Source organism: Paludisphaera sp., assembly GCF_037189885.1.
GTDB lineage: Bacteria > Planctomycetota > Planctomycetia > Isosphaerales > Isosphaeraceae > Paludisphaera.
The window spans coordinates 1-20,618 of record NZ_JBBCIR010000022.1 but is presented as its reverse complement, the minus strand read 5'-3'; the positions used below and the strand labels follow the sequence as shown (position 1 = coordinate 20,618).

At 71.8% G+C, this 20,618-nt stretch carries 16 protein-coding genes and 1 tRNA gene; 13 read left to right on the top strand and 4 right to left on the bottom strand.

Annotated elements, in window-relative coordinates; all coding sequences use genetic code 11:
• Nucleotides 1-220 precede the first annotated feature (220 nt).
• The 9 genes from WG209_RS08765 to WG209_RS08725 all read left to right on the top strand — a co-directional run bounded on the left by WG209_RS08765 (nucleotide 221) and on the right by WG209_RS08725 (nucleotide 8,237).
• Nucleotides 221-2,467: an ABC transporter ATP-binding protein gene (locus WG209_RS08765; protein WP_337174652.1), complete on the top strand. Its 2,247-nt coding sequence runs from the start codon at nucleotides 221-223 to the stop codon at nucleotides 2,465-2,467.
• Between the two features lie 93 nt (nucleotides 2,468-2,560).
• A tRNA-Arg gene (locus WG209_RS08760) sits at nucleotides 2,561-2,634 on the top strand.
• Nucleotides 2,635-2,741: 107 nt separating this feature from the next.
• The gene (locus tag WG209_RS08755; protein WP_337174651.1) at nucleotides 2,742-3,041 is read left to right on the top strand and encodes a hypothetical protein; all 300 of its coding nucleotides are present in this window, start codon (nucleotides 2,742-2,744) and stop codon (nucleotides 3,039-3,041) included.
• A 57-nt stretch (nucleotides 3,042-3,098) separates the two neighbouring features.
• Nucleotides 3,099-4,418, top strand: a complete 1,320-nt coding sequence (locus tag WG209_RS08750) for a hypothetical protein (protein WP_337174650.1) — start codon at nucleotides 3,099-3,101, stop codon at nucleotides 4,416-4,418.
• A gap of 131 nt (nucleotides 4,419-4,549) precedes the next feature.
• Nucleotides 4,550-4,933: a DUF2946 family protein gene (locus WG209_RS08745; protein WP_337174649.1), complete on the top strand. Its 384-nt coding sequence runs from the start codon at nucleotides 4,550-4,552 to the stop codon at nucleotides 4,931-4,933.
• A gap of 242 nt (nucleotides 4,934-5,175) precedes the next feature.
• Complete coding sequence (locus WG209_RS08740) at nucleotides 5,176-5,700, top strand: sigma-70 family RNA polymerase sigma factor (RefSeq protein ID WP_337174648.1); 525 nt, start codon at nucleotides 5,176-5,178, stop codon at nucleotides 5,698-5,700.
• Nucleotides 5,701-5,756: 56 nt separating this feature from the next.
• Nucleotides 5,757-6,878 (top strand): DUF1559 domain-containing protein, encoded by a 1,122-nt coding sequence (locus tag WG209_RS08735; RefSeq protein WP_337174647.1) that lies wholly within the window; start codon nucleotides 5,757-5,759, stop codon nucleotides 6,876-6,878.
• On the top strand, nucleotides 6,868-7,350 hold the full coding sequence (locus WG209_RS08730) for a hypothetical protein (protein ID WP_337174646.1): 483 nt from the start codon (nucleotides 6,868-6,870) through the stop codon (nucleotides 7,348-7,350). The genes WG209_RS08735 and WG209_RS08730 overlap by 11 nt, the downstream gene beginning before the upstream one ends.
• A gap of 116 nt (nucleotides 7,351-7,466) precedes the next feature.
• On the top strand, nucleotides 7,467-8,237 hold the full coding sequence (locus WG209_RS08725; protein WP_337174645.1) for a choice-of-anchor M domain-containing protein: 771 nt from the start codon (nucleotides 7,467-7,469) through the stop codon (nucleotides 8,235-8,237).
• A gap of 56 nt (nucleotides 8,238-8,293) precedes the next feature.
• Here WG209_RS08725 and WG209_RS08720 read toward each other — a convergent pair whose 3' ends face one another.
• Nucleotides 8,294-9,463: a hypothetical protein gene (locus tag WG209_RS08720; RefSeq protein ID WP_337174644.1), complete on the bottom strand. Its 1,170-nt coding sequence runs from the start codon at nucleotides 9,461-9,463 to the stop codon at nucleotides 8,294-8,296.
• Nucleotides 9,464-9,750: 287 nt separating this feature from the next.
• Between WG209_RS08720 and WG209_RS08715 the strand changes: the two genes are divergently transcribed.
• The gene (locus WG209_RS08715) at nucleotides 9,751-10,455 is read left to right on the top strand and encodes a DUF434 domain-containing protein (RefSeq protein ID WP_337174643.1); all 705 of its coding nucleotides are present in this window, start codon (nucleotides 9,751-9,753) and stop codon (nucleotides 10,453-10,455) included.
• 27 nt (nucleotides 10,456-10,482) lie between these two features.
• Here WG209_RS08715 and WG209_RS08710 read toward each other — a convergent pair whose 3' ends face one another.
• Nucleotides 10,483-12,528, bottom strand: coding sequence for a hypothetical protein (locus WG209_RS08710; RefSeq protein WP_337174642.1), 2,046 nt, complete (start codon nucleotides 12,526-12,528; stop codon nucleotides 10,483-10,485).
• Between the two features lie 317 nt (nucleotides 12,529-12,845).
• Between WG209_RS08710 and WG209_RS08705 the strand changes: the two genes are divergently transcribed.
• Complete coding sequence (locus WG209_RS08705; RefSeq protein WP_337174641.1) at nucleotides 12,846-13,622, top strand: FkbM family methyltransferase; 777 nt, start codon at nucleotides 12,846-12,848, stop codon at nucleotides 13,620-13,622.
• A gap of 86 nt (nucleotides 13,623-13,708) precedes the next feature.
• Here the strand turns inward: WG209_RS08705 and gyrA are convergent, their stop codons facing one another.
• Together gyrA and WG209_RS08695 are read right to left on the bottom strand one after the other, a co-directional pair.
• Nucleotides 13,709-16,381, bottom strand: a complete 2,673-nt coding sequence (gene gyrA / locus WG209_RS08700; RefSeq protein ID WP_337174640.1) for a DNA gyrase subunit A — start codon at nucleotides 16,379-16,381, stop codon at nucleotides 13,709-13,711.
• A 192-nt stretch (nucleotides 16,382-16,573) separates the two neighbouring features.
• Nucleotides 16,574-18,025: a hypothetical protein gene (locus tag WG209_RS08695; protein WP_337174639.1), complete on the bottom strand. Its 1,452-nt coding sequence runs from the start codon at nucleotides 18,023-18,025 to the stop codon at nucleotides 16,574-16,576.
• A 298-nt stretch (nucleotides 18,026-18,323) separates the two neighbouring features.
• Here WG209_RS08695 and rfbB point away from each other — a divergent pair, with 298 nt between their 5' ends.
• Nucleotides 18,324-19,355 carry a dTDP-glucose 4,6-dehydratase gene (rfbB, locus tag WG209_RS08690; RefSeq protein ID WP_337174638.1) on the top strand — a complete coding sequence of 344 codons (1,032 nt, stop codon included), beginning with the start codon at nucleotides 18,324-18,326 and terminating at the stop codon, nucleotides 19,353-19,355.
• Nucleotides 19,356-19,409: 54 nt separating this feature from the next.
• Nucleotides 19,410-20,384, top strand: a complete 975-nt coding sequence (locus WG209_RS08685; protein ID WP_337174637.1) for a GDP-mannose 4,6-dehydratase — start codon at nucleotides 19,410-19,412, stop codon at nucleotides 20,382-20,384.
• Nucleotides 20,385-20,618 lie beyond the last annotated feature (234 nt).

The window sequence follows — 20,618 nt, the reverse complement described above, 5'->3', positions numbered from 1 at the left end:
ACCCCGTCGATTCGTGGTCATCATAGCGGCGGATGGGGTGGAGGGCAATGGGGAGCCGGCGAGGAAAATGGATCGCGGGGGGGAGCGGGGGGAACTCGAGTTGTCGGCTCGCGGCGGAGATGGTAAGAGGAGGGCCCTTCGGCGCTCTGGCGGCCATGTCTCGACAAGTCGCTAAAGCATGGATGCTCGCCGAGGTCCTGTCTCTTGGGCGCGGATCGACATGAAGAATTTCGTCCGGCTGGTGAAGACGGCCTGGCCTTATCGCTATCGGTTCGGCGTCTCGATCGCCTGCGCCCTGATGGTCGCCCTGCTCTCCTTCCTGGAGCTGGGGGCCGTCCTGCCGGTGCTGAAGATCCTCATCAACAACGACAACCCCCAGCGATGGATCTCCACCAAGATCGACTCCATCGCCGAGAATCTCGACCAGCTCGCCGCCCAGCGCGAGGAACTGGATCGCGTGGCGGCCGCCTTCGACGGCGGCGGGGCCGTCGCGTCGCCCCTCGCCGGGCGGTTCGCCGAGCTTGAGGCCCATATCGCCGAACTCCGCGCGGAGCTGGACGACCGCCGCCGCAGGGTAGACCTCCCCGACCAGCCGGGCTTCGCCGCGCAGTCCCTCGCCCACGAGGCCGCCGAGATCCAGCGCCTCCAGCGCGCCGAGCGCATCGCCGACGCCCGCTGGGAGGAGCTGAGCCGCGCCAGCCGATGGCTCCACGACGGCGACCGCCGGTCGTTCGACCGTCGGGTCGACGAGGTCGGCCGCAGGCGCGACTCCGAGGCCTGGTGGCGGGACTTCTACCTGAGGATCAAGCCGACCGTCTACGAGTATTTCCCGTCCGACCAGTTCCAGACGCTCTGCGCCCTGATGGGGCTGGTCATGATCGCGGTCATGATCAAGGGGGTGTTCACGTTCTGCCAGGAGGTCCTGGTCGCCGACGTGATGCAGCACACGCTGTTCGACCTCCGCAACCGCTTCTTCCGGCGCACCACGAACCTTGACATGGCCAGCTTCTCCGAGCAGGGCTCGTCCGACCTGATGGCCCGGTTCACCAGCGACATGGACTCGTTCGCGCAGGGGCTCAGCACGATCCTGAGCAAGCTGATCCGCGAGCCCTTGCGGGCCGTGATCTGCCTCTCCGGCGCGTTCTGGTTCAACTGGCGGCTGACCTGCCTGACGCTGGTCGTGGTGCCGATCTCCGTGTACGCCACCTATCGCGTCGGCCGCCTGATGAAGCGGGCCGTGCGGCGATCGCTGGAGAGCATGTCGTCGATCTACAAGATCCTCCAGGAGACCTTCCAGGGGATCAAGGTCGTCAAGGCGTTCGGCATGGAGCGGGTGGAGCGCAGGCGGTTCTTCCTGGAGACGAAGAACTTCTACAGGAAGAGCATACGGGTCGCCATGATCGACTCGATGTCCGACCCCGTTCTGGAGATGCTCACGCTGGCCACGGTGGCGATCGCGCTGCTGTCCGGGTCGTACCTGGTCCTGAAGCAGTCGATCTTCCTGGATCTGGGCCTGTTCAAGATCCAGCTGGCGTCGCAGGTGATGGCGATCGAGGATCTGCTGACGCTCTACGCGATCATGGCCGGCGTGTCCGACCCGATCCGGAAGCTGTCGAACGTGAACTCGAAGCTCCAGCGGGCCTCGGCGGCGTCGGACCGGATCTGCGCCCTGATGGACCGCGAGCCCCAGGTGACCGACTCCCCGAGCGCCGAGCGGAAGCCGACCCACCGGCGGACGATCGAGTTCGACGGCGTCCACTTCTCCTACCCCGGGCGCGACCCGCTGCTGAAGGGGATCGACCTGACGGTCCGCCACGGCGAGACGATCGCCCTGGTGGGGCCCAACGGGTGCGGCAAGTCGACCCTGATGAACCTGCTGCCGAGGTTCTGGGACGTCGACTCCGGCGCGATCCGGATCGACGGCGTCGACGTCCGCGAGATCCGGGGTCGCGGGCTGCGTCGGCTGATCGGCGTGGTGCCGCAGGAGACGATCCTGTTCCAGGACACCATCGCGCGGAACATCGCCTACGGCGACCCGACCGCCGGCCGCGACGCCATCATCGAGGCGGCGAAGCGGTCGTACGCCCACCAGTTCATCTCCTCCCTGCCCGACGGCTACGACACCGTCATCGGCGAGCGCGGGCACGGCCTCTCCGGCGGCCAGCGCCAGCGGATCGCCCTGGCCCGGGTCATGCTCCGCGACCCCTCGATCCTGATTCTCGACGAAGCCACCAGCGCCGTCGACATCCAGGACGAGGCGCTGATCCGCAAGGCCATCGAGGAGTTCTCGCGGGGCCGGACCACGTTCCTGATCTCGCACAGCATGGGCGCCATCCAGTTCGCCGACCGCATCGTCCTGATCGACGACGGCCGCGTCGCCGCCGTCGGCACCGACGCCGAGCTCAGGCGCACCAGCCCCCTCTACCGCCGCCTCCACGACATCCACTACCACCGCGAGAGCGCGTGAGGCCCCTCCCGGGCGGAATCGCGAGCATCGGGTCGGCAGCCTCTTGCCTCGCGAACCCGCCTGGGATACCATGTGTCCGTCGGTCACACACCCGCACCCGTAGCTCAATTGGATAGAGCATCGGTCTACGGAACCGAAGGTTATAGGTTCGAATCCTATCGGGTGTACTCCGGGGCCCCTGGCCCCCCATCGCTGCGGCCCCCGGGCCGACAGGCCGTCTCGATCGGGCATCCCGCCCATCGCGTTCCACACCGCGGAGTCCGTGGAGCCGGCCATGCCCCAGACGCCCGGCTCCTCCATCTTCCGGACGATCCGGCTCGTCTACGGGGCCCTGTTCGTCCTGGCGACGGCCTGCGCCTTCGGGGCTTACTGGTTCTGGCCGGGGGTGATCGCCTGGCTCTTCCTCCTGCTCGGGGCGCTGGCCCTCCTGGGCGGGGTCGCGATCACGCAATTGCTGGCGCGGTTCCGGATGATCATCTGGCTCCTCCCCTACCTGGGGCGATTGCGGACGATGCGCGCCGCACGCCTGGACGGGCGCGAAGGCGAGGCCCGGCGGAGGCCGGACGGTCGCTGAAATCCGCCCGCCTCCCGATCGCGACCGCCGCGCGGGAGCCGAAATCGAGGACGGAACATGAATAGGCTCCCGCGGTCCACGGCGACGCTCCTCCTCGGTTCATGGCTCTTGGCGGGCGCGGCCCACGCCCAGCACGGGGCGACGGTCGACGTGTCGGAGCCGGTGAGCCTGGCCGCGGCCTGCGGCGCGAAGTCGAGCGAGGAGGGCTGCCACGGCGGGACCCAGACTCGGATCTGTCGGACGGCGCACGGGACCTACGCGGCCTTCCTGGGGAAGGGCGAGGACGGGAAGGTCGTCATCCACGTCGTCCGGATTCGCGACGGCCGGCCCGAGCGGCTCGCCTCGCTCCCCACGAGCCTCGCGGGGAGCAACAGCGTCCAGGTCGTCCGCGACGCCGACGATGAGGTGTTCATCATCGCCCCCGGCACGGTTTACGCCGACGGGAAGGAGCGCGCCGCGCTGACGGCGTACCACGTCGATCGGGACACCGGCGCGACGACGGATTACCGGGCGACGGTCCCGTTCGAGGGCGGGCGTAGCTTCGGCTACGGCGTGGCCCTGCTCGACGCCCCCCGCCGCGCGGCCTACGCCCTGTACAGCGGCGGCGACGCCCCCGGCTACTTCGCCTGGGTCCGGTTCGACCTGGACGCGAGGCGGTGGGCCGACGCGGCGGTCGTGGCCGAGATGCCGTTCCGCCACTGCTACAGCTACGGTTTCCCGGACGGGGCCGGCGGGGCCGTCATCGTGTCGGAGCGCGACATCAAGGTCGAGACCGCCGGCATTTCACCCGGGGACCCCGGCTGGAGGGGCCACGCGAATTACGTCTGGGACGAGCTGCGCGCCTTCCACGTGCCGGACCTCGGGCGTCCCGACCATCGGGCCGTCGACGTGGAAGCCGCCGTCTACGACAAGCCGGCCGGGCTCTACCCGAACGTCCAGAACAATTTCGGCGGCGACACGTTCATCGACGCGCGGGGGTTCATGCACGTCCTCTACCGATCGTCCGACAACAATCGGACGAAAGGGAGCTTCAATCGCCACGCCGTCCTGGACCCGGGGCTCCGGGTCGTCTCGAACGAGTTGCTCTCGTTCCAGGAGGGGGCGTCGATGCGGATGTTCCAGTCGAAGGGGGGCCGGCACCACATCGCGGCGATGCCCTACGACGGCCCCGCCCGGATCCAGGTCTGGGGGGCGGTCGACGCCGACAGCCGGGAGTATGAGTTGCTGACGGAGAAGCGGCTGGCCGCGGGCGTGAACCCGTCCTACGCCGGGCTCGCGATCTCGTCGCCCAGGAACGGGTCGATCCAGGACGACGTGGTCGACGCCCTGTTCCCGTCCGGCCACGACTTTCACCACTTCTCCATCCGGTTGAGGTGAGGCGCCCGCGCCGGTCGGGGGCGGATCGCGGATCTCCGGGAACTTTTCGGCCTCGGCCGGCAACTACCGTATAGATGGCCCTCGCGGTAGGATCCGCGGGACCCGCCCGCTTCTCAGGATCACTCGCGCCGATGCCGCTCCGTCGCACGTCCATCATCCTCTGGTTGGCCATCTACACGGCGATCACGCTGTGCGGCCCCGGCCTTCACCAGTTGACGGGCGACGACCACGGCCATGTCTCCGCCGCCGGGCACCCGGACGATTGCGGGCCGACGCGGGGCGAGCCCTCCTCGTCGGTCGCCTCCATCGAGGTCGCCCCGGCGGACGACGACGGGCACTGCCCCGTCTGCGCCTACCTATCCCAGGTCCAGGCCGCGCCCGACGCGGCCCCGACCGAGGACGCCGGGCGCGTCGCCCACGCGCCCGAGCCCCGCGCCGCGGTCGAACCTCTCGCCGTCGCCCCCCTCCCCTCCCGCCCCCGCGCCCCGCCGCTTCCGACGCCCGCGCACGCTTGACCGAGGCCGCCCGCGCCCCCTTCCGAGGGGCCGGCGCGCCCGCCCCGGCAGCCCGCGCCGACCGCGTCGCTTGCGATCCCACGGATTGAAGGGAAGGTCCCGGCGCGCCCGCGCCGGGGAGGGGGAGTCCGATGAGCGTTGGGATGGTTTCCATGACAAGGAGGCCGCGTCGAGGGTCCGGTTCGCCCTCCGACGGCCCGGGTCGATCCACGCCGGCGCGGCCCCTCGGAAGGGTGGCGGACGTGGACGACGACGAGTTCGCGCGGGAGGCCGGGCGCCACCTGCCCCGGATGACTTCAGCGGCCCGCCGCATCCTCCGCGACGCCGACCTGGCGGCCGACGCCGTGCAAGAGGCCCTCGTCGCCCTATGGCGGCACGACGTCCGCCCCGAGGACCCCGGCGCGTGGCTGCAAAGGGCCGTGACGCTCCGCAGTCTCGACCTGGCCCGCCGTCGCAGGCGGCTCCGCGACCACGAGGAGCGGGCCCGCCTCGGCCGCCCCGAGCGCTCCTCGCGCGACGACCCCGCCGCGGGGCTGGAACGCCGCGACCTCGCCCTGTCCGTCCGCGAGGCGCTCGCCCGGCTCCGCCCCGATCATCGCGAGATCCTCGCCCTCCGCGACGTGGAGGGCCTCGGCTACGAGGAGGTCGCCGAGGCCCTCGGAGTCCCCGTCGGCACCGTCCGATCCCGACTCCACCGCGCCCGCGCCGCCCTGGGCGCGGAGTTGCTCCGCCGGCTGCCGGAACTCCGCCCCGGCGAGCGGGATTGACCCCGCATCTCCGGGCGCCCGACCCCGCCCACCTTCATGTATCCAGAGGAAATTTCATGAGAACTCTGCTAAATCATCGGCGGCCGCGGGGCTTCACGCTGATCGAGCTGCTGGTGGTGATCGCGATCATCGCCGTGCTGATCGCGCTGCTGCTGCCGGCCGTGCAGGCCGCCCGCGAGGCCGCCCGCCGGGCCCAGTGCGCCAACAACCTGAAGCAGATCGGCCTGGCGATGCACAACTATCACGACGCCAACGGCGTCTTCCCCATGAGCACGACGTCCGCCCAGGCCGCGCCCGATGGGTCGTGCCGCAACGGGCTGTTCAGCTGGCACGCGACGATCCTCCCGAGCATGGAGCGGCAGCCGCTGTACAACTCCATCAATTTCTGGGTGGGGAACGCCGCCGACTGCTCCGACCCGAACGTCGGCATGTACGCCGCGACCATCCCGGCGTCCCACCCGAACGGGACGGCGGCGCGGGCCGTGGTCGGGGCCTATCTCTGCCCGTCGGAGTCGTATCAGATCTCGGAGACCATGGGGAGCTCGCGGCCGGCCCCGCAGAGCTACGCCGGCAACGCCGGCTGGACTCCCGACACGTCGGGCGCGATCGCCGGTGCCAGGATCGGGCGGCACAACGGGTTCATCGGCCTGGCCGACCCCGCCGGCCATGCGTCCTGGCACGTCGGCCCCATCTCGGTGGCCATGGTGACCGACGGCCTCAGCAACACGGCCGCCGCCGCCGAGCGCCGGATACCCCGCGGCACCGATCCGAACGACGTGGAGGCCATGCTCTCCGAGCCCGAGTCCTCGCGGTCCTTCTGCGCGGGGGGGGCCGGAGTCTCGCGGACCCTGACGGGTTGGCAGCGGTATTGCGGGACGGTCAGCTTCCCCGACCCGGCCTGGACCGTCTTCCCGGGGCGCGCCTGGATCTCTGGCTGGGGCCACGCGGGCGGCATCTACATGCACGTCCTGCCGATCAACGGCCGGAGCTGCCACATCTACGGCGGCGAGACGGACGGCAACATCCTGATCACGCCCGGCAGCGCCCACGGCGGGGGCTTGAACGTGCTGTTCGGCGACGGCTCTGTCCGGTTCGTCAAGGCCTCGACGTCCCATCAGGTCTGGTGGGCCCTGGGGACTCGCGGCACCGGCGAGGTGGTAAGCTCCGATGCGTTCTGACCCCGGGATGCCGGCGCGGCTGGCGGCCCTAGCCTGGGCGCTGGCCCTGGCGGCCGGCGGCTGCGGCGAGGGGGGCGGGTTCGTGGAGCGGTCGGGGGCGGAAGCCCTGCGGAGGCTCCCTCCAGAGGTCGCCGATCTGGTCCCCGAGGACGCCGTCCTTTGCCTGGACGAGGCCCGCGCCGACGGTGACTACCGGATCTGGATCCTGCGACGACCCGGCGGGACCTGGCTGGACCTGCCGGCTGAACGGCCCCGCGCCAAGGGGGCCCCCCAGGTCGAGTCCCACGACATGCCCCCCTCCGCGCTGCTCGGCGTGCTCCGCTCTCGGACTCCCGGCCTGGATCCGGGCGAGCCGGCGGAGCCTCGCTGCCGCTTCAGCCACTGGAAGCTCCCGGACGGGGCCGAGGTCCAGGTCCGCGAGCTCGTCACCGATCGCGGCTGGTTCGCCAGCGTCGAGCGCGTGGCGCTGTAGAGACAGGCGCGAGGGCCCGACGGCCCCCGCCCCCCGGCCGCCGCGGATGTACGCGGTGGCCCCTCCCGACGACGGGCCGACCCCCGGCCCGCGATATAACGCAAGGAATCGCCGACATGAAGACCCATCTATCCAAAATCGCGGGGGCCTTCGCCCTGGCCGCCGCCGTCGCGACCGCCGCTCCGTCGGCCCGGGCCGGCTTCGATGACAACCTGTACCAGTGGGGCCACGCCGACATCCAGGTGGGCTACGACGGCACCTCGCTGGGGCTGTCCTACAAGCTCGCCGGGACGGCCGGCGTGAACGGCTCGCCGGTCGGGGGGAGCGGGGCCGAGTTCGGGCCCGCCGACCTCTCGGTCGTCGTGCCCGAGCTGGCCCTGGGCACCGGCCACGCGTCCCTACCCTCACCGTTCGCCGGTGCCCCGCTCTACCTCATCAACCAGAACGCCCAGGGCTCGGCGACCCGCCCCTTCCTGGGCTTCGGGGCCGAGGGCATCGGGCCTGGCCTGTTCGTCGGCGACGAGCTGAGCATCTCGCTGACGGGGTTCTCCACCACGGCGGACGGCGGCCAATTCGTCCTGTTCCAGAACGGCTTCTGGTCCTCCCCGGCCATGAACTCCGCCGACGGATTCTCGGACGATACCATCAGCGTGTATCCCCTCGGGCACGACCATTACAACTGGGGCTTCACCGCGGCGGGGGTCTACGATCTGGTCTTCACCGCGACCGGGATGCCCATCGGCGGGACCGAGCTGACTACGACGGCGACCTTCCGCTTCGTCGTGGGGGACCAGCCGGCGGCCGTGCCCGAGCCCTCGGCCCTGGCGATGGCCGGCCTGGCCGTCGGCTGCGGCGCCCTGGTCGCCGCGAGGCGGCGCCGGGCCTGAAGCCCGGCGAATCCGCCGCGCCGCCGAGGATGGACCCCGGCGGCGCGGCGGGCGGATCAGGGCCGCGTGGACGTCGGGGTCATCCGCATGCCCTGGAGGTTCAGGGCCTTGCGGGCGAGCGTCGTGCCGACCGGCCGCGCGTTCAGGACGAACCGGCGCGCGTTGGCCCCGGCGTTCTCCGCCACGTTCCGGGCCCGGACGGGGGTCGAGTTCGTCATCCGGGCGGAGAGGCGGGCGAGCTGGATTTCGGGGTCGAAGCCCGTGGACCGCGACGCGATGGGCGTGCCCTGCGTCGAGGTGATCACCGGCTCGCGGCCCTGGGTCGGGGCGCCTAGCGTCATCTTCCCGATCCCCGCGCCGGCGCCCCGAGCCGCGACCGAGGTCGTGGCCATGTTCATGGGCGAGTAGGCCGCGAGGCCGCCCGCGCCGCGGGACGAGACGGCCACGTCGCCGTCGAACGCGACGACGTTGTTGGGCATGGCGTCGAGCAGCGCCCGGACGGCGGCCTGGTTGTCGGCCAGGGTCTTGAGGTCGTCGGCCGTGACGTTGCTGGCGACCCTCACGGCGTCCTGCGCGGCGAACAGCTCGGCGATCGCGCCGTCGGAGACTCCGGCGCCCTTGAGCGTCGCGGCGAAGTCGGCGCGGAGCTGGGCCTGCTGGGCCTCGGTGAACGTGCCGGACGCCCGGACGGCCTCGACGCCGTCCTGGAACGCCTTGAGCTGGGCGGCGTCGGGCGTCCCGGCCTCCGAGGCCGCCTTCTCCCGCGCGGCTCGCAGCGAGGCCAGGAGCCTGGGCGTGACCTCGGACCTGTCCTGCACGGCCTGGATGTCGGCCGACTGCTTGGCGAAGGCGGCGTCCAGCTTGCCCTGGGGCGTGGAGGCGTCGGCCGTGGAGCCGGCCGGGGAAGCCGGCATCGGCCAGGCGTTGCCCCCGGACAGGACGTAGAGCCCCTCGGGGCCGAACTGGGCGTCCGACCCGATCGGGATCCAGTCCGAGCCCGAGACGGCGTCGGGCGCCGGGAGGGACGTGGCTTCCCCGACGCGCGCCGGGAGCGTCCTGGGCGTCGCGTCGTGGGCCGGGAGGATGGTGACCTCCCCGGCGTGGGCCTGGGCGGCCAACGGCGCGGCCGGGTTGAGCCCGGCGGTCATGAGCCGGCGGTCCTCCAGCGCGGCGAGCGTCGGGGAGGTCGCCCGCCGGGAGGGGCGCCGGTACTGTCTCTGATTCATCGCGTCATTCCTTCCGTGGGATCGCGCGCCGTCGGGACGGGCGTCCTGCCGCGTCTCCTCGGCGAGCGAGGGCGCCGCGATCGTCGCGGCTCGGCGCGGGACGGATGTCGAGGGTGGATATGACGTGGATGCGGGCCGCCCGCAAGGGGAGAATCGTGGGCCGCGTCGGGAGGGCGACGACAAAACGCCCGAATCCCGGAATGTCGAATCAACCTCAAGACCGGCGACGAACATGCCGATATCCTGGGACCTTTCGCCGGACGCCGTCGCGGACGAGGGGGTTCAACGTGCCCGATTCGAGGACCCATCGGGGCATGGCGCCCGGCGATCGCGAATGGTTCGGGGTCGAGGCCCGGCCGGCGCTGGCGGCGGCCGTGGCCGACCTGTCATGGCTCCTCTCGCGGGGCTACGCGGAGCCCTCGGCGCTGAAGCTGGTCGGCGACCGCCACCGGCTGGTCGAGCGGCAGAGAATCGCCGTGCTCCGCTGCGCCGGGGCCGACGAGGCGGTGGCGGATCGTCGCGGCCGACGGATCGAGCCCGAGGCGCTTCGCGGCCGGCCGATCCGGATCGATGGCTTCAATCTGATCCTCACGCTGGAGTCGGCGCTCGGGGGGGCCGTCGTGCTGGGGGGCCGCGACGGCTGCTATCGCGACCTGGCGAGCGTCCACGGGACCTACCGCCGCGTCGAGGAGACCCGCCCCGCCCTGGAGGCGGCGGCCCGGGCGCTGGGGCGATGGGGGATCGGCCCGTGCGCGTGGCTGCTGGACGCCCCCGTCTCCAATAGCGGCCGGCTGGCCGCGATGGTCCGCGAGGCGGCGCCGGGTTGGACCGCCGAGGTCGTCCCGGACCCGGACCCCCTGCTCCGCCTCCCCGGCCCCGCCGTCGCCACCGCGGACTCGGGCATCCTCGGCCGATGCGGCGACTGGCTGAACCTCGCCCGCCTGATCGTCGACGCCGAGATCCCCGGCGCTTTCGTGGTCGACCTGGGGTGACGCGCGATCCGCCCCTCGCGCGGGCCGTCACGAGGGGGGGCCGAGGGTCCGATCGAGCTGCCGGAGGAACTTCGGCCGGTTGCGGTACCTCTCGCGGACGGCGGCGACGAGTTCATCCCACTCGCCGAGGCGGCCGAGCGCGTCGTGGATCGGCCGCAGTCTGGCGAGCAGCCCGGCGGAACGCTCGTAGGCCCGAGCCTCGGCGATGGGGAGGGCGCGATCCAACTGGGCCTTGTAGATCTCCAGGGCGCGGTCGGGACGCGTCGCGGCGACGGCCGCGGCGACCCGGTCGGCGTGGCGATCCGGGCTCTCGTGAAGGATGGGCGACTTCTTGCGGGCATCCGCCCTGAGCGCGTCGTAGAGGCCGAGGGCGGCATCCGCGTCCCCCTCGTCGAGGGCGATCTCGATCAGGACGCCGACGCGCGGGCGGGGGGCGCCGAAGCGGTCCCCATGCTTCAGGAGCGCGACGATCTCGTCGGGGACCGGCAGCGGCCACGACGGGTCGACCCTCAAACCGGCGGGCGCCGCGGGGATGGCCCGCTTGCCGGCCCCGGACTTCGCGCGGGGCTTCGATTCGCCCCATGCGTAGGGCATGCGGCCGGACCGGAGGAACTGGATCGCGGCGTCGCGGACGGCCGGCTCGACCCCCGCGCCCGCCGCAGCCTTCATCAGGGCGCCGAAGGTCGAGACGCCGGGGTCGTCGAAGAACTGGCGCGCGGCGTGGGCGGCCACGACGTCGCGGCGCCCGCGGCGGCCCGCCAGGTCGGCGAGCGTCATCGCCAGGCGGGACGCGGCGCCCAGGTCGGCGCCGTCCTCGTCCGCCAGCGCCTCGCGGGCCTCGCGCTCGGCGTCGTCGAGCCGGCCCTCGTCGATCAGGTACTGGATGAACGGGCCGCGATCGCCGGTGGCGCGGGCTTCGGACTCCACCAGCGCGGGCAGCTCGTCCTCGCGGCCCGACCTCTCCAGCGCCTCGGCGGCCCAATCGGCGAGTGCGTCGCGGCGGTACCGGGCGCCGTAATCGGCCGGGGGCTTCGCCGGGGGGAGCGCCCGGAGGCGGGCGAGCAGCGAGTCGGCGACGGCCGCCCAGTCGGTCGGCGGGGGCTCGGGCTCGAAGACGGGGTCGTCCGCGTCGCCCAAGACCTCGGCGGGGTCTTCCAGGTGGGCGTCGATCGCGAACAGCAGGCGCTCGGGGCCGGGCATCGAGGACTTCGAGACGGCCTCGAAGACGATCGCCAGGCAGCGGCGGAGGCGAGAGCCGGTCTCCCCCTCGTCGCCGGCGCGCTCGACCTGGGGGAAGCCCTTCGCGATCAGGTCGCGGCCCAGCGCGACGACGTCGTCGGCGCGGCCCAGCTCCATCAGGCGGCGGAGGACGCGCTCGACGGGGCGGTAGTCGGGCAGCTCGCCGTCGCCGTCCCAGTGGTCCAGCCATGGGTCGACGGAAGTCGCCGCCCTGATCTCGCGCCTGGCCTCGGAGACGAGGCCGGCGGGGTCCAGCTCGCGGAGGGCCACGGCATGGCGGAGCGCGTCGTAGACCTCGGGGACGGAGTTTGCGATCGACCAGACCGCCTCGGCCAGCTCCGCCTGGGACAGGGCCCGGAGGTGCTCGCGGATCCGGTCGTCCCAGGCCTTCGTGGCGCGGCGCGATCGCCTCGGCCGGGACTCGTCGTCGTAGGCTTCCGCGCGGGGCTCGTCGAGGTCATGCCAGCGGGGGTCGTCCTCGTCGGCCCGGGGGACCTCGCGCCCCTCGGCCAGGGCGTGGAGGTATTCGAGGATCGTCGCCACGGCGTGCTTGCAGGAGAGGCCGACGGGGCAGGAGCACATCGACTCGGGGAGCCGCCCGCCTTCGAGCCAGGCGTGGGTGGCGTAGTCCTCGGTCCCGGAGACGGTCGCCAGCAGGCCGCCGTCATCAGTGACGGCCAGGTCCTCGACCCGCCCCTCCTCCCGGTACGCCTCCCCACGCTTGAGAGCCTTCTCCCCCGCCCAGTCCTCCAGATCCTCCCGGCGGACCCCCCGCCAGCCATCCTCGGGCTTCCTCGCGGCCTCGTCGGACTTGGCGGCCTTCGATCGCGGCATGGCGGGGGCTCCTCTCGGACGACCCGGGGGGCGATGGCGTCCTCGGCCCGACTTGGCGCGGGTCCATGAACCACCTCACGAAATGTTCGCTCGCGAGGGCCCCGGAGTCCAGGGCTCGCCCCGACGTCGCCCGATCCAGCGTCGCGGGGTTTCGGTTCGCCGGCCCCCCCGGATGACGACGATGGAGGCCGCCGAGCCGCGCCCGCCGTTTTGTTTCATCACATCAACCGCCCATGTAATATGATTCTCATGAACCCTTCCGCGCCGGTGAGTTGCCATCGCCCGCGCCGGGCCCCCTCGTGGACGGGACGACGAAGATGATGGGTCGAATCTCCAGGAAACTGCGGCAGATTCGCACATTCTATCGACACTCGGCGACCCCCCTCGCCCTGTCGCTGGATGTCCTGAGGCTGAAGCGGCGCCCTTTCGTCGCCGTCACGCGGGATGGGCTCAAGCTGGAGATCTCGCCGGGCGGGGGGGAATCGTTCACTTTCTACGAGATCGTCCTCAACCGCGACTATTTTCGCGGCGGCGTCACCCTGAAGCCCGGGGACACGGTCGTCGACGTGGGTTCGAACATCGGATGCTTCTCCATCCTGGCCGGCTCGATGGTCGGCCCCTCGGGGCGCGTGATCGCGTTTGACCCCATGCCCCCGATGCTGGAGAGGCTGGTCGCCAACGCCAGGCTGAACGACCTGCGCAACGTCCAGGGCCGATGCGTGGCGATCGACGAGAAGGAAGGGACGCTGACGTTGCGGTGGACCCACAAGAACGACCGCGCCTCCGCGTACATGCTCGACGGCCCGACCCTGGGGACGACGACGTCCCCCTGCTGGACGATGGACCAGGTCTTCCGGGAGTATCGGATCGACCGGATCAACCTCCTCAAGATCGATTGCGAGGGGAGCGAGTACGGGATCTTCGAGTCGCTCTCGCCCGAGTCGGCCGGGCGGATCGATCAGATCGCGATGGAGGTCCATCCGATGCAGGGCAAGTCCCCCGAGGCGCTGCGGGTACGCCTGGAGGAACTGGGCTTCGAGATCATCCAGCTGGGATATCCCTGGATCGCCATGCGTCGCGACCGTCCGGCCTGACGGCCGCGCGCCGGACGGCCCCGGGCCTCGCGCCCCCGGCGAGGGCGCGAGGTCCTGGGAAAAGGACGCCCCGGTCGGCGTCCGGGTCAGGCCTCCGGGTCGTCGTCGATGTGGGCTTCGGCGTCGGCGTCGGCGACGCCGTCGTCGAGGATGTGGGGGCCGGTGGGGAGGCCGTCGTCGGGGGCCGGGCGGGGGTCGGCGGCCTCGGCCTCGCTGACGATGGCGATCTCCTCGTCGCCGCCCAGCTCCTCCTCGGGGAGCTTGGCGAGGCCGCCGACGGAGTCGCCGTCGTCCAGGCGGATGAGGCGGACGCCCTGGGTGTTGCGGCCGATGGAGCGGGTGTCGGCGACGCGGGTGCGGATCAGGATGCCGCGGGTGGTCGTGATCATGACCTCGTCGTCGTCGGTCACCTTGGCGACGGCCACCACGCCGCCGTTGCGGTCGCTGGTCTTGATGTCGATCAGCCCCTTTCCGCCGCGGTTCTGCGAGCGGTACTCCGACAGCGGGGTGCGCTTGCCGTAGCCGTTCTCGCAGACCGTCAGGAGGCTGGCGGGGTCCTCCGCGCCGTTGGCGACGACCATGCCGACGACCTCGTCCCCGTCCTCCAGGTTGATGCCGCGGACGCCGTGCGCCGGCCTCCCCATGCTCCGGACGTCGGACTCGTCGAACCGGACGGCCATGCCGCCGCGGGTGCTCAGGACGACGTGGTCGCCGGCCTTCGTCCGCGCCACGCCGATGAGCTGGTCGCCCTCGTCCAGGCCCAGGGCGATGATGCCGCGGCCGAGGGGGCGCTTGAAGGCGGTGAGGTCGGTCTTCTTCACGGTGCCGCGGCGGGTCACCATCATCAGGCTCTCGTCGTCGCGGAACTCGCGGACGGGGACGATGCCCGTGATCTTCTCGCCGTCGGCGAGCTGCAGCAGGTTGACGATCGCCCGGCCGCCGGAGGTGCGGGTGGCCATGGGGACGTCGTACACCTTCAGCCAGTAGACCTTACCGCGGTCGGTGAAGAACATCAGGTAGTCGTGCGTCAGCGCGACGAACATGTGCTCCAGGAAGTCCCCCTCGCGGGTGTTGGCGGCGGCGATGCCGCGGCCGCCGCGGCCCTGGGCGCGGTAGGTGTTGGGGGGCTGGCGCTTGATGTAGCCGTCGTGCGTGATGGTGACGACCATGTACTCCTCGCGGATCAGCGACTCCTTGTCGTAGTCGCCGATCTCCTCGTCGGAGATCTCGCTGCGCCGGGGGTCGGCGTACTTGGCCTTCAGCTCGCGCAGGTCGTCGCGGATCATGCCGAGGATGATCTGCTCGTCGGCCAGGATGGCCTCGTAGCCGGCGATGTCGGCGCGGAGGCCGACGTACTCCTGGGCCAGCTTGTCGGCCTCCAGGCCGGTGAGGCGGCGGAGCTGCATCGAGAGGATGGCGTCGGCCTGCATGCGGGTGAGGCTGGCGGTGGCCTTGGCCTCGGGGTCGTCGAGCGCCCGCTGGAGGATCTGGGCGGAGACCTCCAGGCCCATCAGCCGGGCGCGGGCCTCCTGGTCGTCGCGCGAGCTCCGGATGATCCGGATGATCTCGTCGATGTAGTGCAGGGCGATCAGCAGGCCCTCGACGATGTGGGCGCGCTGGCGGGCCTGGCGGAGGAGGTACCGGGTGCGGCGGCGGATGACGTTGACGCGGTGGTCGACGAACAGCCGGAGGAACTCCTTCAGCGGGAGCGTCCGGGGCCGGCCGTCGACCAGGGCCAGCATGATGACGCTGAAGGTGTCCTGGAGCGGCGAGTACTCGTAGAGCTGGTTGAGGACGACGTTGGCGTCCTCACCCTTCTTCAGCTTCACGACGATCCGGACGGGCTGCTTGCGGTCGCTCTCGTCGACGACGTCGGAGACGCCGGTGATCCGGCCGCCGTTGACCAGCTCGGCCAGCTTCTTGAGGAGCGGCTCCTTGGTGAGCTGGTACGGGATGTTGGTGAAGACGATGCGCGAGCGGCCGTCGGGCTGCTCCTCGATCGTGGAGGCGGCGCGGAGGATCACGCGGCCGCGGCCGCTGCGGTACGCCTCCTTCACCCCCATCCGGCCGCAGATGACGCCGCCGGTCGGGAAGTCCGGGGCGGGGAGGTGCTCCATGATCTCGTCGAGGTCGATCGCCGGGTCGTCGATGTAGGCGATCGTCGCGTCGCAGACCTCGCCGAGGTTGTGCGGCGGGATCGACGTCGCCATGCCGACGGCGATGCCCCCGGAGCCGTTCACCAGCAGGTTCGGGAACTTGCCCGGCAGGACGCGGGGCTCCTGGTACTTCTCGTCGTAGTTGGGCTGGAAGTCGACCGTGTCGTAGTTGATGTCCTCCAGCATCTCGGCGGCGACCGGGTTGAGCTTCGCCTCGGTGTACCGCATGGCCGCCGGCGGCAGGCCGTGGATGCTGCCGAAGTTCCCCTGCCCCGTGATCAGCGGGTGCCGCATGTTCCACCACTGGGCCATGCGCGCCAGCGTGGGATAGATGGAGTTGTCGCCGTGGGGGTGGTAGCGCTTCATCGTCTCGCCGACGATGCCCGCGCACTTGCTGGTGGCCGAGTTCGGCCCCAGGCCGAGATCCCGCATGGCCACGAGGATCCGCCGCTGCGACGGCTTGAGCCCGTCGCGCACGTCCGGCAGCGCCCGGCTGATGATGACGGACATCGCGTAGTTGAGGTAGCTCTCCTTCAGCTCCTCCTCGATGTCCAGCGGCACGGGCGGGAGCGGCTGTTCGGTCGGCAGTTCGGCGGTACTCACGGCGTCCCCGTTCCCCTCGTCAACGCCCGCCCGACGCGCCCGTACGCGCGCACGTCTTCGCAAGGCCCGTTCCAATCGTCCGATTGTAGCAAATCCGCCCCCCGCCCGCAACGCCGTGGCGGGGCCCACGGCGCTCGTTAAGTGCCGATCGGCCAACGCGTTCCGGGCTGGTCCCCGCGTCGGACGCGGCGCTCATCTCGGCGCGGCGGGGGCGGCGAAGATCAGGTCGCCCAGGGGCTCCCGGCCGAGGTTCGAGTCCTTCAGGCCCCGGTCGTCGACGCCGTCGGGGCCGACGGAGTAGACGACGAGCGTCCCGTCGACGGAAGCCGTCCCGAGCGGCCCGTCGCCGAACGGGTCGGCCGGGGTTCCGGGGAGGCCGGCCTCGCGGCAGGCGGCGGCGAGGTCGACCGGGTCGGCCCCGCCGTGGGTCAGCCGCCACCGCGCGATCGCGACCCGGGCCCGCGCGGCGCGGTTGTAGCACTCGCCGCGCGCCGCCGTCAGCGCGAGCAGCTTGTAATCCGGGATGAGGAGCTGGCACACCCAGGGTGATCTCGGGAAGCGGCCGCCCAGGTGCTTCGCCATCAGCTCGTCGTGCAGCCGCGCCCGGTCCGCGTACCGCGACGCCGCGGGGGAGAGCATCGTCCGCGTGAAGTCGTCCATCACCTCGCGCTCGCGGTCCCACCAGGGTCCGTGGGCGCGGATCAGGACCGCGAGGCCCCTCGGATCCGTCCTCCGGTCCTCCGGCGACATCAGCGCGTCCAGCGCCTCGGCCGCCTGGAGGGGCGTGACCTTCTCGTCGACGGCGCGACCCCCGGGCCCCGCCACTGCCCGTCGATTCTCGCGGAGCAGCCGGAGCGTCGTCCGCAGGGCGACGTACTCCGCCTTGACGCCGGTCTGGAAGCGGTCGACGCCCGCCGCCTCGTGCCGGCCCATCGCGGCGATCAGGCGATCGCAATGCTCCACCCGCAGGCCCCTCGAATCGAGCAGGAGCGGCACGGCGTTGTTGAAGACCTGGCCGTCCATCGCCGCGCTGACGAGTTGCACGATGGCCCCGCCCCGCGGCCCGAGGTCGCGGGCAAGCCGGAGCGTCATCTCCAGGTCGCCGATCGGCCGGTCGATCTCCCCCGCGTCGGCGCCGCGCCACGCCCTCAGGGTGGCCGCCCGGGCCACCTGCCTCGCCTGCTGGGCGTGCGGGAGCAATGCGTCGTACCCCAGGCCCGTCTTGAAGACGCAGGCGGGCCGCCGTTGCGCGTCGGCCAGCTTGCGGAAGCCCTCGTCCAGCTCCGCCAGGAGCGCGTCGACGGCCTCGGGGTCGGCGGGGTCGGCGTCCCGGCCGATCGCCGCGAAGAGGGCAAGGATCCGCTCCTGTCGCCCTTTCGTCCCGGCCACGGGGGCCCGGCCGGCGGCTTCCAGGGTCGCCTCGAGGTCGGGGCCGAACTCGGCCAGGGCCTCCAGGTAGAGCGGCGCCGCGTCCTCCTCCGCCCTCGGCTGGGCGAAGAACGTCCCTACGTCGAAGGGGGCGTCATCCTTCAGCCAGGCCGGGCACGGCCCCACCGCGCCGGGGAGCCGAAGCTCCTCCGCCGCCGCCGCCGCCGTCGCGGACGCCAGCACCAGCACGACCCAGGCCGCCGCCTTCCCGCCCATGGGGTCCCCTCCCAGATCGCGCCTCTTCGAGCCTCGCCGGCCCGCCAGCGTACCACGGCGGCTTGGCCGAAAAGTCGGGAATCCCCCGCCCTCCAATGGGGCCTGGTCCGCCGGCCGGGAGGCTCGCAATGCTCCCGCCGGGGAGGGGAAGTGGCCGGGCCGCGCGAGCGGCCGGGGGGCGCCGGGCTCTCGTGGGATCGTCGGTTCGCCTTGCCGTCAAGCCCCGGGCGGATTACCCTGACGCGAACGTGTCGGACGGGACCACCATATATGCTCTAGGGATGGGGCTGGGACGATCATGGCATCCACGTACGGGCGAATCCTCGTGACGGGCGGCTGCGGGTTCATCGGGTCGAACTTCGTCCGGATGCAACTCCAGGAACGACCCGACGTTGAAATCACGAACCTGGACGCCCTGACCTACGCCGGCAACCCGGACAACCTCGCCGACCTGGCCGACGATCCGCGTTACACGTTCGTCCACGGCGACATCGCCGACCGCGCGCTGGTCTCCCGGGTGGTCGACGAGGGGGGCTTCGACGCGGTGGTCCACTTCGCGGCCGAGAGCCACGTCGACCGCTCGATCACCGACGCCACTCCGTTCCTGCGGACCAACGTCATCGGCACCCAGACCCTCCTGGACGCCGCCCGGCACGCGCGGATCCGCCGGTTCGTCCACGTCTCCACCGACGAGGTCTACGGCACCCTCGCCCCGGACGACCCGGCGTTCACCGAGGAGACCCCGCTGGCCCCCAACAGCCCCTACTCGGCGAGCAAGGCCGGCTCCGACCTCCTCGCCCGCGCCGCGTTCCACACCCACGGGATGGACGTGGTGATCACGCGCTGCTCCAACAACTACGGGCCGTACCAGTTCCCCGAGAAGCTGATCCCGCTGTTCATCACCAACGCCCTGGCCGACGTCCCCGTCCCGGTCTACGGCGACGGGATGCAGGTCCGCGACTGGATCCACGTCCTGGACCATTGTCGGGGCGTCGACGCCGCGCTGCGGAAGGGCGAGGCGGGCGAGGTCTACAACTTCGGCGGCCTCAGCGAGCGGTACAACATGGACGTCACCCGCGCCGTCCTCCGCCTGACCGGCAAGACCGAGGCCCTCATCAAGTACGTCACCGACCGCCCCGGCCACGACCGCCGCTACGCCGTCGACTGCTCCAAGGTCGAGCGGCTGCTGGGCTGGAAGCCGACCGTCACCTTCGAACAGGGCCTGGCCGAGACCGTCGCCTGGTACAAGGCCAACGCCGCCTGGGTCGATCGCGTGAAGTCCGGCGAGTATCGCCAGGGGCCCTCGGACGGGCGCCGCAAGGCCGGCTGAAGGCACCCGGAGCCTCCCCGGCCGCCGTCGAGTTGAGCTGAAAGGACCGCCGCCGTGCGAGCGTTCGTGACCGGGATCAGCGGGTTCGTCGGCGGCCACCTGACGGAACATCTGCTGGATAGCGGCGACCAGGTGGTGGGGATCTCGGCCTCCGGCCGGTTCCCCGCGGACCTCTCCCACCTGGCGCGCTCCGCGCGGATCGAGCGGCTGGACCTGGCGGACGCCGACCCGGCGGCGTTCGCCGACCTGATCCGCCGCAAGCGGCCCGAGGCCGTCTACCACCTGGCGGCCCAGTCCAACCCCCGGGCCAGCGTCGACGACCCGCGCGGGACGTGGGCGCTGAACCTCGGCGGGGCGCTGAACCTGCTGTCGGCCGTGAGGGACGCGGGCCTGTCGCCGACGCCCCGGGTCGTGCTGGTGGGCTCCGGGGTCAGCTACGGGAACCCGCCGCCGGACCGGATCCCGGTCTCCGAGTCGTGCCCGCTGCGGCCGAACGTCCCGTACGCGGCCAGCAAGGCGGCGGCCGACCTGCTGGGCATCCAGATGCACCTGTCCGACGGCCTGGACGTGGTGATCGCCCGGCCGTTCAACCACGCCGGCCCCCGGCAATCGCCGCGCTACGTCCTGGCGACGCTGGCCGAGCAGGTGGCGGAGGTCGAAGCCGGGCTCAAGGATGCCGTGGAGGTCGGCGACCTGGATGTCGTCCGCGACTACACCGACGTCCGCGACGTGGCCCGCGCCTACCGCCTGCTGGCCGAGGGGGGGACGCCCGGCGAGGTCTACAACCTGGGGACGGGCCGGGGCCTCAGGCTGACCGACGCCTTGGAGAAGTTCCGATCGCTGGCGACCCGCCCGGTCGACGTCCGGGTCGACCCCGCGCGGGTGCGGGCGGTGGACCTCCCCTACCTCGTCGCCGACGCCTCCAAGCTCCGCGAGGCCGTCGGCTGGGAACCCCAGATCCCCATCGACCGGACGCTCGCCGACATGCTCGCCGACGCCCGCGCCCGCGTCGCCGCCCGGGGTGAATGAAGCCCCGCGACTTGGCTTCGTTCGCGCGCCGCGGTTTCCCGAAGTCTTACGATAAGCCTTTTCTGACAGTCAACTTGCACCCACAACAAGTTGGCTTCGTTCGTCGTTTTCGAAGTGATTTCTCTTGCCCAATGGGCGTCCCCTCTCCCGCGGAGAGACGGGAAGGAGCGGGGCCGACAACCCTCTTCAGTTGTGGTGCGGGCGTCCCGCCTGCACGGCCCGGGCTCGCGCGTG

Coding starts and splice junctions, on each gene's coding strand:
- WG209_RS08765 (WP_337174652.1), top strand. CDS start 221: ATGAAGAATTTCGTCCGGCTGGTGAAGACGGCCTGGCCTTATCGCTAT.
- WG209_RS08755 (WP_337174651.1), top strand. CDS start 2,742: ATGCCCCAGACGCCCGGCTCCTCCATCTTCCGGACGATCCGGCTCGTC.
- WG209_RS08750 (WP_337174650.1), top strand. CDS start 3,099: ATGAATAGGCTCCCGCGGTCCACGGCGACGCTCCTCCTCGGTTCATGG.
- WG209_RS08745 (WP_337174649.1), top strand. CDS start 4,550: ATGCCGCTCCGTCGCACGTCCATCATCCTCTGGTTGGCCATCTACACG.
- WG209_RS08735 (WP_337174647.1), top strand. CDS start 5,757: ATGAGAACTCTGCTAAATCATCGGCGGCCGCGGGGCTTCACGCTGATC.
- WG209_RS08730 (WP_337174646.1), top strand. CDS start 6,868: ATGCGTTCTGACCCCGGGATGCCGGCGCGGCTGGCGGCCCTAGCCTGG.
- WG209_RS08725 (WP_337174645.1), top strand. CDS start 7,467: ATGAAGACCCATCTATCCAAAATCGCGGGGGCCTTCGCCCTGGCCGCC.
- WG209_RS08720 (WP_337174644.1), bottom strand. CDS start 9,463: ATGAATCAGAGACAGTACCGGCGCCCCTCCCGGCGGGCGACCTCCCCG.
- WG209_RS08710 (WP_337174642.1), bottom strand. CDS start 12,528: ATGCCGCGATCGAAGGCCGCCAAGTCCGACGAGGCCGCGAGGAAGCCC.
- WG209_RS08705 (WP_337174641.1), top strand. CDS start 12,846: ATGATGGGTCGAATCTCCAGGAAACTGCGGCAGATTCGCACATTCTAT.
- WG209_RS08695 (WP_337174639.1), bottom strand. CDS start 18,025: ATGGGCGGGAAGGCGGCGGCCTGGGTCGTGCTGGTGCTGGCGTCCGCG.
- rfbB (WP_337174638.1), top strand. CDS start 18,324: ATGGCATCCACGTACGGGCGAATCCTCGTGACGGGCGGCTGCGGGTTC.